The 12444-nt window shown below is 60.5% G+C and carries 10 protein-coding genes; 3 read left to right on the top strand and 7 right to left on the bottom strand.

The genetic code is table 11. The annotated features are described in order from the left end of the window. Positions 1–18: 18 nt before the first annotated feature. From speC to FFM81_RS04045, 3 genes are all read right to left on the bottom strand, one after another. On the bottom strand, positions 19–2382 hold the full coding sequence (gene speC / locus FFM81_RS04055; protein WP_003566152.1) for an ornithine decarboxylase: 2364 nt from the start codon (positions 2380–2382) through the stop codon (positions 19–21). Further along, positions 2369–4639 (bottom strand): arginine/lysine/ornithine decarboxylase, encoded by a 2271-nt coding sequence (locus tag FFM81_RS04050; RefSeq protein WP_138384890.1) that lies wholly within the window; start codon positions 4637–4639, stop codon positions 2369–2371. Before FFM81_RS04050 ends, speC begins: the two co-directional genes overlap by 14 nt. A gap of 163 nt (positions 4640–4802) precedes the next feature. Further along, positions 4803–5756, bottom strand: a complete 954-nt coding sequence (locus FFM81_RS04045; RefSeq protein WP_138384889.1) for a cation diffusion facilitator family transporter — start codon at positions 5754–5756, stop codon at positions 4803–4805. Between the two features lie 165 nt (positions 5757–5921). Here FFM81_RS04045 and FFM81_RS04040 point away from each other — a divergent pair, with 165 nt between their 5' ends. Then, positions 5922–7286 carry an amino acid permease gene (locus tag FFM81_RS04040; RefSeq protein WP_138384888.1) on the top strand — a complete coding sequence of 455 codons (1365 nt, stop codon included), beginning with the start codon at positions 5922–5924 and terminating at the stop codon, positions 7284–7286. A 16-nt stretch (positions 7287–7302) separates the two neighbouring features. Here FFM81_RS04040 and arcC read toward each other — a convergent pair whose 3' ends face one another. Genes arcC through arcA form a run of 3 tightly spaced genes read right to left on the bottom strand, consistent with a single transcriptional unit; the run spans position 7303 to position 10516 of the window. Further along, entirely contained in the window at positions 7303–8241 is a 939-nt protein-coding gene (gene arcC / locus FFM81_RS04035; protein WP_003566160.1) for a carbamate kinase, read from the bottom strand. Position 8242: 1 nt separating this feature from the next. Then, positions 8243–9247 (bottom strand): ornithine carbamoyltransferase, encoded by a 1005-nt coding sequence (locus tag FFM81_RS04030; protein ID WP_025416945.1) that lies wholly within the window; start codon positions 9245–9247, stop codon positions 8243–8245. Positions 9248–9286: 39 nt separating this feature from the next. After that, positions 9287–10516: an arginine deiminase gene (arcA, locus tag FFM81_RS04025; protein WP_138384887.1), complete on the bottom strand. Its 1230-nt coding sequence runs from the start codon at positions 10514–10516 to the stop codon at positions 9287–9289. A gap of 157 nt (positions 10517–10673) precedes the next feature. Here arcA and FFM81_RS33305 point away from each other — a divergent pair, with 157 nt between their 5' ends. Beyond that, positions 10674–10889 carry a hypothetical protein gene (locus FFM81_RS33305; RefSeq protein ID WP_173883757.1) on the top strand — a complete coding sequence of 72 codons (216 nt, stop codon included), beginning with the start codon at positions 10674–10676 and terminating at the stop codon, positions 10887–10889. A gap of 242 nt (positions 10890–11131) precedes the next feature. Then, positions 11132–11782, top strand: a complete 651-nt coding sequence (locus tag FFM81_RS04015) for a helix-turn-helix domain-containing protein (RefSeq protein ID WP_138384886.1) — start codon at positions 11132–11134, stop codon at positions 11780–11782. A 34-nt stretch (positions 11783–11816) separates the two neighbouring features. Here the strand turns inward: FFM81_RS04015 and FFM81_RS04010 are convergent, their stop codons facing one another. After that, the gene (locus FFM81_RS04010; RefSeq protein ID WP_025416948.1) at positions 11817–12176 is read right to left on the bottom strand and encodes a hypothetical protein; all 360 of its coding nucleotides are present in this window, start codon (positions 12174–12176) and stop codon (positions 11817–11819) included. Positions 12177–12444 lie beyond the last annotated feature (268 nt).

Genomic DNA, 12444 nt, shown 5'->3' with positions numbered 1-12444 from the left:
GATGAGATCCTCCGTCCCCTACTCGCGCACGACATACGTATAGAACTTGATCCGCCCGTCGATCCGTTCCTGGAACACGCCCTGGACCTCATAATTGAATCCCGGGAAGCGGTTGAAGGATTCCTCGAAGGCCAGGAAATAGTCCCGCATCGGCCGCGCCCGGTCGTCCCAGCGCTCTCCGGGCACTATGACACCGATACCCGGTGGATAAATCAGCGCCAGCGTCGCCGAAATGCGGCCGGCAGCCTCGGCGAGCGGCACGTAGTCGACATTGTTGGCGACCAGCGCTTCATAGGCCTGTTTCGGTGCGATCGCCGGCTCCGGAAAACTCTCGGAGCGGAAGCAGAGCCGCTGCAAGTCCTTGACGCCGGCACTACGATAGAAGGAATGCATCTCCTTGCAGACCTGCCGAACCGTGTAGCCTGCATAGCGTTCGCGGTTGGCCGCAAATACGGTCGGCAGCACCTCCGGCAATGGCGCATCGCGATCGCAGAGGTTCTTGAACTTCACCAGCTTGGCGACGAGCGTATTCAGCTTGCTTTCGTCCTCTGCCGGCGTCAGCAGGAAGAGCAGGCTGTTCAGATCGCATTTTTCCGCCACCACCCGCTGTTCGCGCAGGTAGTTAGCGACAACAGTCGCCGGGATGCCGAACTCACGATATTCGCCGGTCGTCCGGTCGATGCCCGGGGTGAGCAGTGTGAGCTTGTTGGGATCGACCATGGTGTAGCCGGGCGAATAGCCGGCATAACCATGCCAGCTCGCCTCCGGATCGAACCGCCAGCATTGCTGCTCGCGCTTCAGCACATCGGTCGGGATATCCTCCCATTTGGTATCGGCAAGATCGCCCGTATGTTTCGAGCCCACGACCGAGACCCTGTCCGGCACGAAGGGATCGAAGAACCATTGTTCCTCGGTGCTTGCGGCTTTGGACTCGTAATGATCGACGAAACCGCGCAGCTTCTTGCGAACCTCGATCCCGAGTTCGATACAGCGATCCCAAAGCATCTCGCCGGCCTTGCCCTCATGCACCTTGGCGTTGACGTCGAGCGAGGCAAACAGCGGATAGAAGGGAGAGGTCGAGACACTCATCAGCAGCGATTCATTGAAGCGCTTGTGTTCGACGAAGCGGCGCTGGCCCTTGATATGTTCGTCCCGCTTGTGGATCTGTGATGCCTGCGAGAAACCGGCGCCCTGCTTGTGGACCGACTGGGTGGAGAACAGCCCGGGCATATCAGCCGTGAGGCCTTTGAGACGCATCGGGCTATGGCCGTCGAAGAGCGGGTGGAAGGCGTTGTAGCCGATCCAGGCTTCGTCCCAGAGCACGTAGTCGCAGAGATGGCCGATTTTCTCCATGACTTGGCTGACATTGTAGATCGTGCCGTCATAGGTCGCGAGCTGGATGCAGGCGAGACGGAAAGGCCTCTCCGCCTTGGCGCGGCTCTTGTCGGTGACGAGTGGATGTTCCTCTATCTTTCGCCGCAGCAAGCCCTCGTCCCAGGCCGCCCAGTCGACTGCGCCGATCATACCGAAGGAATTGCGGGCAGTCGGCAGATAGATCGGGATGGCGCCGGCCTGCACGAGAGCGCCCTGATGCAGGGATTTGTGATTGTTGCGATCGAAGAGCACGAGATCGCCGCTGCGCAGCACCGCATTGGCGACAACCTTGTTGGAGGTGCTCGTGCCGTTCAGGATGAAATAGGTGCGGTCCGCTCCGAAGATGCGGGCCGCCTGCTTTTGGGCTTCGACGGCGGGACCTTCGTGAATCAGGAGATCGCCGAGATCGACGTCGGCATTGCATAGGTCGTTTCGGAAGATGCTCTCACCGAAATATTTGAAGAAGAGCTGGCCGGCCGGCGATTTCCGATAGAACTGGCCGCCCTGATGCCCTGGGCAATCGAAGGCGATGTTGGCCTCGCCGTCATAGGCCATCATGCCGCCGAAGAAGGGCGGCAGCAGCGACTTGCCGTAATTGACCGCACTGGACACGATCTGCTTGGCATAGAAGGTCGGCGTCTGCTGGCCGAGATAGACGAAACCATCCACCTCGCCGGCCATCTCGACGACATCCATATGCGCAATCGTCAACGTATCGGCCATTGCCCAGATTGGCGTACGGAAGCCGATGTCTCTGACGGAACGAAGGAAGCTGCGCGCCGAAGGAAGCCGCCCGCCCTCGACCGAGCCGATATAGGCGCCAACGTCCGCATCTTCGGACACGTCGGCTGAGTAGGCGTCGCGCTGCTCCACCTCGAAGCCCTGGGCGGTGATCTGTGACACCAGTTCCTGAGCCTGGGAATTGTCACGGTCGATGATCGCGACGATCTTCAACATCTTGTGGAAGGGTATGGCGACCGTCGGAGCCTTCACATCACGCGGGATCATTCTGCCGCTCCTCTGCAATGCAATCGACAAGATAGCGGCGTCCGTCGTCACCAGGCGCGAAGCGAAGGCCGTGAATATCGGTTTCGAAACCGGGGAACTTGCGGTCGAAAGCACGGGCGTAAAGCAGGTAATCCTGGATCGACTTCGTCGACTGGGTGATCTGCTCGCCCGGCATGATCAAGGGAATTCCAGGCGGATAGGGAACGATCATCACGGCGAGGATGCGGTCCATGAGATCGTCGATCTCGACGCTTTCGATCCGGCCCTTGACCAGCCGGTCGTAGGCATCGGCGGGACGCAATGCCATTTCGGGGAGGACCGTGTACATCTCGCGCTGTGCTTTCGGCACATCGTCCTTGCGATAGATCGCATGGATCTGCTCGCAGAGATCCTTCAGTCCCATCCCGGCATAAGCTTCCGGATGGGCTGCGGCGAGGGCCGGCAACACCCGGTTCAATGGCGCGTTGGCGTCATAAAGATCCTTGAAATTCAGGAGCTCGGTGACGAGCGTACTCCACTTGCCGCGGGTAATGCCCATCGAGAAAAGCACGAGGAAAGAATAGAGGCCGGTCTTTTCGATCTCGATGCGACGGGAAGACAGAAACTTGGTGATGACGGCCGCCGGTATCCCATGCTCGTCCATCACCCCGCTCGCCGACAGGCCTGGCGACAGGATGGTGACCTTGATCGGGTCGACCATGACGTGATTTTCGGCCAGGCCAGTGAACCCGTGCCAGGCATCATCAGGCTTCAGCACCCAGTCGGCATGGGTGTCGCTCGGCGTCTGCTCGGCAACCGTCGGCTCCCAGACATCGAACCACCAGCTGCCTTCCGTCTGTTTTCTCACTGCATTCATCGCCCGGCGGAAACTGATTGCCTCGTCGATCGTCTCCTGCACCAGCGCGCGCCCGGCCGGCTGCTCCATCATCGCGGCTGCGACATCGCAGGAGGCGATGATGCCATATTGCGGCGAGGTCGAGGTGTGCATCATGAAGGCTTCATTGAAGCGGGTGATGTCGAGACGCTTGGTCTCCGCATGCTGGATATGGATCATCGAGGCCTGCGAAAGCGCCGCCAGCAGCTTGTGCGTCGAGTGGGTGGCGAAGGTGATGGCGTTTTGCGACCGCGCGGGCTGGTTCGACGAAATCCCGTGGAACCCGTCGTAGAATTCGTGGAAATTCGCATAGGCATACCAGGCCTCGTCGAAATGCAGCACTTCGACGGCGTCGCCAAGCGATGCCTTGATCGCATCGATATTGTAGCAGAGGCCGTCATAGGTGGAGTTGGTGATGACCATCAGCCGCACCTTGCCGCTCGTCTGCTCGGCAAAGGGACTGGCCGCAATCTTGCGGGCGATCGCTTCGGGCGTGAACTGATCCTTGGAAATCGGACCGATGATGCCGAGCCCGTTGCGCGACGGCGTCAGATAGATGGGTGTGGCGCCTGTCATGATCAGCGAGTGCAGGATCGACTTGTGGCAGTTACGGTCGCAGAGCACGAGATCGCCGCGCCCAACCATGCCATGCCAGACGATCTTGTTGGAGGTCGACGTACCGCCGACAACGAAGAGGGTCTCATCCGTGCCGAAGATACGCGCGGCATTGCGCTCCCCCTCGGCGATCGGTCCAACATGGTCCAGCAGCGAACCGACACTGCCGACGGACACCGAAATATCGGATCTCAGCGTATTCTCGCCGAAGAAGCTGTAGAAGAGTTGCCCGACCGGGCTTTTCCGAAAGGCGACGCCGCCGCCATGGCCGGGCGTATGCCACGAATAGGCGCCCTCGAGCGTATAATCCATCAATGCCTTGAACATCGGAGGCGGCAGCCGATCGAGGTAATTGCGGGCGGCCTGCACGACGGCGCGCGCCATGAACTCCGCCGAATCCTCGAAAAGCCGCAGGAAGGCATTGGCGTGACGCAGCACACCGGCCGGGACATCCTCGGCGGTCGTGTCGTCGCCGAAGAGGAAGATCGGCAGCCGACCGTTCTTCCGGCGCTTCGCGCTCAGGACCTCTTCCAGCACTTGCCAGCGCGAGGCCTTGTCCTCGGTGCCGTCGACGGAAACGAGCCAGCAGGATTCCGTGTTGAAGATATGCACGAGCCGGCGCGCATCCTCATAGGAGAGACCGGAAACAATGCGGAAACCTTGGTTCTCGATCGCCGCCGCCAGATCGCGCATTCCGCGCCCGGCAGCACTCTTGCCGTCAAAATCCTCGTCGATGACGGCGACCGGAAATGCCTTATGGAATTCCATGCGCCCCTCCAGAACCCGGTGTTCAGAGGCAGCCGCGCGCCGCGCAGCCGCACTCGTCTCAGGCTGGAAAACCGTACATGCCGGGCGCACAATCGTCGTTGATCGCAATCAAGATGGGCGCAGAAGCTTGGTGAAGGCGAACGTGCAGGGAGCCCGGGACTAGCTATTCTGCCCATTCCGCATCGGCGGTGAAGGCAATCGTCAGCCAGCGATTGGCGCTCTCATCGCCGATTGCGGCGCCGATCTCGTCTCGAAGCGCATCCCATTCCTCGACCGTCTTCGCAGGCAGCCCCTCGGGCACGATGAAATAGAGTTCGATCTGCATTGCCCTGCCGACGCGAGCGACATAGGCGCGGTGCGAGAGGAAACCGAGGCGATGAACCACCGCCGCGGCAACCTGGTCGACATGCTCCTGGAGATCGACCGGCGCAATCAGCAGGATCTCGGTCAGCGCCTTCCAGACCGTGCCGATCGGAAGCGGGATCATCACCAGGCAGACCAATCCCAGAACCGCCGGGTCGACATAGCTGGCGACCCAGGCTAAAGGCGTCGGCTGCACGGCAAGGCCGATGAGAAAGGCGATCAGCAAGGCAAGCGCAATGCCGCCCGACATGATCCAGGCCTTGATGTCGAGGGATATGAAATCGGATTTCAGGCCGCGATTCAGCCTGATGCCCACAGCGGCCATGGCAGCACAAACAAGCACGGTCACGGCGGAATAGGCGATCGCGACGCCGAAATGGAGTTCATGCCCGCCGTTGAGGATGCTGATGATCGCGTTGATCAGTGCATAGACCGCGACCGTCATCAGCAGGCAGCCGTTAAGCATCAGCACGATCGGCTCCAGGTGCCAGAAGCCCATGGTGAAGCGGTTGCGGATTCTGCCCGACACCGCATCGCTCTGCGCCGATTTCACGATCAGGCTCGAAACCCATAGCGCAAGCCCGGTCATCGCTGCATCGGCCAGTGAATAGACCCCATCGAAGGCGATGGAGAAGGAACCCGAAAGAATGCCGAAGACGATGCCAAGGGCGGCAATCACCACGGTGGCCGCAATCGAGATGCGTAGAAACCCCTGCTCGCTCACATCGCCATCTCCCTGCGGCCGACCCGCCATTTTTATTCTAGCGTTTCCGTGCCGATCGTGAAGGGATCGAAGACGATCGACGACTACGCATTGAACCGGATTGCGACTGTTGATCGTTGGAGTGAAGATCACTCTTGGAAATGGCCGCCCGGGGAGCCATCGGCACCAGGCAGACGGCCTCTCGGAGGGGATCTGATGGCAATGTCGCCGAATGGCAAGAGCCTGGGACTGGCCGCCTGCACCGCCATCGTCGTCGGAAACATGGTCGGTTCCGGCTTTTATCTTTCGCCGGCCGCCGTTGCGCCCTACGGCAACCTTGCCATCATCGTCTGGATCATCATGGGAGCCGGTGCAATCTGCCTCGGCCTCACCTTCGCCCGGCTGGCCAGTCTCGTGCCGGCCGTCGGCGGTCCCTACGCCTATACGCGGCTGGCCTATGGCGATTTCGCCGGCTTCCTCATTGCCTGGGGCTATTGGATCTCCATCTGGACATCGCTTCCCGTCATTGCCATTGCCTTTGCCGGCGTGATGGTCGATCTCTTTCCTGCGCTCGGCAACCGCTTCACCGCGACATGTCTGACGCTCGGGGTGATCTGGGCGATCGTGCTCGTCAATCTCCGCGGTGTCCATGCGGCCGGACTGTTTGCGCAGGTTACCACCTACGCCAAGCTCATTCCCTTCGGCGCCGTTGCCATTATCGGCCTCCTATACATCGACACGTCGCATTTCTCCGAATTCAACCCCAGCGGCCAGCCGCTCCTCGGGTCGATCGCAGCGCTGGCGCCTCTGACCATGTTTGCCTATCTCGGGCTCGAATCGGCGACCGTTCCCGCAGGCGATGTCCAGGACGCGGAACGAACCATCCCCCGTTCAACCGTCCTCGGAATCTCGATCGCCGCAGCTCTTTATGTGCTCGGCACGATCGTCGTGATGGGCCTTGTGCCCCGCCAGGAACTCGTCCATTCGGTGGCGCCGTTCTCTCAGGCTGCAGGTATCATGTGGGGACGCGGCGGAGAGCTGGCGATCTCGATCGCCGTCATTCTCTCATCCATCGGCGCGCTGAATGGCTGGACGCTGCTGATGGGGCAGGTTCCGATGGCCGCCGCCCGGGACGGTCTGTTCCCTCCGCTCTTTGCACGGCTCTCGCCCCGCGGCGTTCCGGCCGTCGGCATGGTCGTCTCGGCCTCGCTTGCGACCCTCCTGGTCGTCGTCCAGGCCCTTGGCTCCGAGGGCTTTGCCGCCGTCTATCGCCTGATGGTCGGGCTGAGCACGATGACGGCGGTCGTCCCTTATGCCTTCTGCTCGCTTGCCAGAACCCTGGTAGCCGCCCGCTTGAGCAATGGACGGGGTTTCCCGCGCGTCACCGCGATCGAACTCATCGCCTTCATTTTCGCGATGTTCACCCTCTACGGTTCGGGCGCCGAGCCGGTGCTCTACGGTCTCGTCCTGCTCATGCTCGGGATCCCCGTCTATGTCTGGCAAAGACGAAACGCGGCAGCAGCGCCCGTCGACAGCGAGGAGATGGCAGCAGGGGCTGCAACGCGCCCGGCCATCTCCTGATGCAATGTCGGCACGCTCACGCGTGCCAGGTCAGCTCAGAGAAACGGCTGCTGATGATCGTCCCGCATTCGCCGCGCACCATCGCCGCAATATCGGCCAAGGCTCCGATTGCGGAGGCCTTTCCGGCCCCCTCGGCGAAATGGCATGCGGCATCGACCTTCGGTCCCATCGAACCGGCCGGGAAGGAAAATTGTTTCATATCTTCGGGACGGGCCTTGTGAATGGCCTTTTGAGACGGTTTGCCCCAATCCGTGCAGACGGCGCGGGCGTCGGTTGCCATGATCAGAAGATCGGCATCGAGTTCCCGCGCCAGAAGCTCCGAGCACAAATCCTTGTCGATCACGGCTTCGACGCCGATCAGCTTTCGGTCGCTGCCCGTTTCGTACATCGTCGGAATGCCGCCGCCGCCGGCGCAGATGACGATCGTTCGCTGTTCCAGCAGCCACCGCACCGGACGGATCTCGAAGATGCGCTTCGGCAACGGTGACGCGACCACACGCCGCCACTTCTCGCCGTCCTGCTTGAACACCCAGCCTTTTTCCGTGCCAAGACGGTCGGCATCGGCCTTGTCGTAAACCGGGCCGACGAATTTTGTCGGATTCTGGAAGCCGGGATCGGAGCCGTCGACCTCGACCATGGTCAGAAGCGTTGCCAGAGGCTGCTCGAACGGCAGCAGATTGCCGAGCTCCTGTTCGAGCATATAGCCGATCATGCCTTCGGTTTCCGCGCCGAGCACATCGAGTGGATAGGCCTCGTCGGGTTTGTAAGCCGCCCCTTGAAGCGCCAGCAGCCCGACCTGCGGTCCATTGCCGTGCGTTATGATCAGCTGATGGTCGGCGGCCAGCGGCGCGATCGCTTCCGCCGCGACCCGCGCGTTTTGCCTCTGGACATCCGCGGTCATGGCTTCTCCGCGCCGGAGAAGGGCATTGCCGCCAAGCGCGATAACGACACGCATCTTAGTCTCCCAAGGTCGCAACAAGCAGCGCTTTGATCGTGTGCAAGCGGTTTTCGGCCTGCTCGAAGGCGACATTGGCCTCGGACTCGAAGACGTCATCCGTCACTTCGAGGCCGTTATCCATGCCGTAGTCTTCGGCGATCTGCTTGCCGAGCACCGTCTCGCTGTCATGGAACGCCGGCAGGCAGTGCATGAACTTGGCCTGGGGATTGCCCGTTGCCTTCATCAGGGCCTTGTTGACCTGATAGGGCGTCAAAAGCTTGATGCGCTCACGCCAGACGTCCTTGGGTTCGCCCATCGAGACCCAGACATCGGTATGAACGAAGTCGACGCCGCGCACAGCCTCCTCGACATCTGCCGTGACCAGCAGCCGCGCCCCGGATCTTTGCTGCAGCTCCTTGGCGATCTGCATATATTCCTCCGACGGCCAGAGCGATTTGGGGCCGCAGATGCGCACATCCATTCCGACGAGGCAGCCGACGATCAACAGCGAATGTCCCATGTTCGAGCGCGTGTCGCCGACATAGGCATATTTGATATCGGCGATCGGCTTGTCGCTGTGTTCCCGCATGGTCATCACGTCGGCCAACATCTGGGTCGGATGGTATTCATCCGTCAGACCGTTATAGACCGGCACGCCGGCATAGCGGGCAAGGGTTTCCACGCCCTGCTGAGCGGATCCGCGATATTCGATCGCGTCGTACATGCGCCCGAGGACGCGCGCCGTATCCTTGAAGGATTCCTTGTGGCCGATCTGCGAGCCCGACGGATCGAGATAGGTCACGTTGGCGCCCTGATCCGAACAGGCGACTTCGAAGGCGCACCTGGTCCGCGTCGAGGTCTTCTCGAAGATCAGGCAGATTTCCTTGCCCTTGAGATGTTGCTGTTCGGTTCGGGCATATTTGGCGCGCTTCAGGTCGCGGGCGAGGTCCAGGAGATAGCGGAATTCGCGTGGAGTATAATCCTGCACGGTCAGAAGCGAACGATTGCGCAGATTGAAGCTCATTGTCTTGCTCCGTTGAGGCTGTTGCGTGTGTGCGAGACGTCAATATGCCGGGTCGCGCCATATGGGGCATGTCATGCAGTGCCCGCCGCCGCGGCCGCGGCCGAGTTCGGAGCCCCGAATGGTAATGACTTCGATGCCCGCCTTGCGAAGCAGCGTGTTGGTATAGGTGTTGCGGTCGTAAGCGACGACGACGCCGGGCTCGAGCGCGACGACGTTGTTGCCGTCATCCCATTGCTCGCGCTCGGCCTGGTAGGAATTGCCCCCGGTCTCGACGGTGCGCAGTTGAGGCAATCCAAGCGTTTCGGCAACGACATCGAGCATGGGCCGATTTTCGGGATGGACCTCGAATGTGCCGTCATCGTCTTTGGGATGCATGCTGTAGCAGCGGATCTGGTCGACCACCTCGGCAAACAGTGTAACGACGTCGCGATCGCAGAAGCTGAAAACCGTATCGAGGTGCATCGCCGCGCGGCTCTTCGGCATCAGACAGCCGATCACTCTCGTTGCCGCTTTGCTCCTGAACAGCGCTTGCGCCACCTGGCCGACGGCCTGATAGGTCGTGCGCTCGCCCATGCCGATCAGCACCGTGCCGTTGCCGATCGGCATGACGTCGCCGCCCTCCATCGAGGCATTGGCAAACTGCTGATCCGAATCGCCCCACCAAATCTGGAAATCGCCATCCTTGAAGGACGGGTGGAATTTGTAGATCGCACGCTGGAGCAGGGTCTCGGCCCGTCTTGCCGGCCAGAACATCGGATTGCATGTCACGCCGTTATAGATCCAGCAGGACGGATCGCGCTGGAACAGCGTGTTGGGAACCGGCGGTATGACGAATTCCGATTCCTCCAAGGCGCTGAGCATCAATGACTTGGCCTTGACCTCGGGAAGATCGGCGATCGAAATGCCGCCGATCATGTATGCCGCAAGCTGCATGGGGGGCATCTCGTCAAGCCAGGGCCGCATGGCTTCGGCGATCTGCGAGCCGAGCACATTCGGGGTGATCCGGCGATCCAGCACCAAATCGCGTGCCTGCTTGTCGGCAAGCGTCTGGCCGAGCAGATCATGAAGCTCGAGAACCTCGACGCCCCTCTCCTGCATCTTCAGGACAAAATCGAAATGATCCTTCTGTGCCTCGTGTACCCACAGCACATCGTCGAAGAGCAGGCTATGACAGTTGCCGGGTGTCAGACGCTGATGAGCCAGGGACGGTTTGCAGACCATCACGGTCCTCAGCTTTCCGACCTCCGAGTGAACACCGAAACCGCGCATGAGGTTCTCCCTGACTTCCTGTCTGGACCGTTGGGCATGTCTCGCGGGCCAACGGCATGTGCCCCGCGGGGCCAAACCGATCTGTGCCAGGTTAAGTTGCCGGGTCTGGTGGTGTCATTGATCGCGAGCAATGTTCGAGGCATCAAACGGCATGCCCATGGCTATATCAGTGACCGATTGCCCGGCCGCCAGCGTGGAACTCCTCGGCCAGCCACCGACGCCAATGGGTCGGGTGGACGTCCAGCTTATTGCCGCCTCTTGCATCGACCCAGCCACCGAATATTCTCTGACACGGAAAGACAAGGGCGTGGACGCCTTCGTCGTCGATCACGGCGAGCTCGATATCCTGCGCAAAAGGCGCGTCAATGATTGATCGCCACATCCTGGCACCTCACAGCAATGCTGAGGGCTCGGCGGCTCACCTGAAGTCAGTGGCGGCCGGGCCGGATTGAGGAATCCTAGCCTATCGGCTTGCAACGTTCCTTGATCCTGATCACTCCCGGAGACAGGAAATTCGAACTGCGAATCGACATCACGTACAATTACGTAGTGACCGTCCCCAATTTTCAGTGCCGCTCTTCCTTGTAAGAGTTCAGCTTCACGGGGGGACCAGCAATGTTGACCACGAGCCAGGCTGCCGAACGCTATATGCCGGAACCGAACCGCGTAAATGCAGGTGAGACCCGACGGTTACCGCCAAGCACTGTTTTATGGGTACTCCCGGGCCAGGGCATCTACCGCGAGGGCGAGCGGGCGTCATCACTCTACCAGGTCCAATCCGGTGCGGTGAGGGTCTATCGAATAATGCGGAACGGGCACCGCCACATTCTTGCATTCCACGGAACGGGAGAATGGTTCGGCCTGCAGGATGGAGACATCCATGATGATTTCGCCGAGGCGATCTGCAACTCCCAAATTCGCTCCATCCCCAAGGCCGGCGCGCCGATGCCGGCGATAAATTTGTTGGATATCGCCTTGTCCAGCCTGGCAATTGCGAATTCGCGCCAGCTTATCGTCGCCCGCCAGGGCGCCCTCGAGCGTGTGGCGACTTTTGTTCAGGAAATGTCGACCCGAAATGGCGGCGCTAATGAGTTTGAACTCATGATGTCGCGCACCGACGTCGCCGACTATCTCGGATTGACGGTCGAATCGGTAGCGCGCTCATTTACCAAGCTGCGGACCCGCCACATTGTCCAGCTATTCGGACGCGGCCAGCGATATGTCCAGATCCTCAACCGCACCAGGCTTGCCGCGCTCAGCACGTAGGCGACGTGCGGTTCAGGATGCGGTGAAGACACGCTCATTCGACGTAGAAGGTCAGATTGCCGTTACGGGCTCTCGTGACCCATTCAATATCGTTTGGCGTGAGCTTCTTCGCCTTCAGTTTGCCGACAAGCCATTTATTTGACCGAGCGGCCGCGCGAATGGCCTCGACGTCCTTTTCGCTGCCTTGCGGGGGATGACGGCCCGTCTCCGAAAAATCGGAAATTCTATAGCTGACAACGGTAAAGCGCTTGTCATGATATGTTCGTACCGCCTCCGGCAGGCTTTCGCTCCAATTCATCCTGCGGTATTCGCGCCGGCTCTGCTGAGCGTCGGCCTGCACTGATACCGTGATCGTCGAGATCGCGATTGCAAGTGCCAAAGATAACTTCATCATGTTGGCTACTCCCGAAAGAAGCATGGATTCTGCTTGAGGAATCTAGCCGAAGTGGCGCAATCAGGCATTGAGCGAAGTCAATGGGTGTGGCCTCGGCCGGAGAGGATGCCGGCATCAGCCTGATGGTCATGCCATTGAGGTGTCACCCGGAACCTCGACTTGCCGGCGCCCTCGAGAAGGCACGGGCAGCAAGCCAGTCGGGCCTCATGTATGATACCGTATCTTACTGCCATCCGAACCCATGACATTTTATCTCTATTGGTAAATC

This window comes from Rhizobium hidalgonense (assembly GCF_005862185.2).
GTDB classification, from domain to species: domain Bacteria; phylum Pseudomonadota; class Alphaproteobacteria; order Rhizobiales; family Rhizobiaceae; genus Rhizobium; species Rhizobium hidalgonense.
Note: the sequence above shows the minus strand (reverse complement) of the source record. Positions and strands in the feature narration are given on the sequence as shown.

Bases quoted from the DNA above. Each gene is read 5' to 3' on its own strand.
- speC (WP_003566152.1), bottom strand. From the start codon at position 2,382: ATGATCCCGCGTGATGTGAAGGCTCCGACGGTCGCCATACCCTTCCAC.
- FFM81_RS04050 (WP_138384890.1), bottom strand. From the start codon at position 4,639: ATGGAATTCCATAAGGCATTTCCGGTCGCCGTCATCGACGAGGATTTT.
- FFM81_RS04045 (WP_138384889.1), bottom strand. From the start codon at position 5,756: ATGGCGGGTCGGCCGCAGGGAGATGGCGATGTGAGCGAGCAGGGGTTT.
- FFM81_RS04040 (WP_138384888.1), top strand. From the start codon at position 5,922: ATGGCAATGTCGCCGAATGGCAAGAGCCTGGGACTGGCCGCCTGCACC.
- arcC (WP_003566160.1), bottom strand. From the start codon at position 8,241: ATGCGTGTCGTTATCGCGCTTGGCGGCAATGCCCTTCTCCGGCGCGGA.
- FFM81_RS04030 (WP_025416945.1), bottom strand. From the start codon at position 9,247: ATGAGCTTCAATCTGCGCAATCGTTCGCTTCTGACCGTGCAGGATTAT.
- arcA (WP_138384887.1), bottom strand. From the start codon at position 10,516: ATGCGCGGTTTCGGTGTTCACTCGGAGGTCGGAAAGCTGAGGACCGTG.
- FFM81_RS33305 (WP_173883757.1), top strand. From the start codon at position 10,674: ATGGCTATATCAGTGACCGATTGCCCGGCCGCCAGCGTGGAACTCCTC.
- FFM81_RS04015 (WP_138384886.1), top strand. From the start codon at position 11,132: ATGTTGACCACGAGCCAGGCTGCCGAACGCTATATGCCGGAACCGAAC.
- FFM81_RS04010 (WP_025416948.1), bottom strand. From the start codon at position 12,176: ATGATGAAGTTATCTTTGGCACTTGCAATCGCGATCTCGACGATCACG.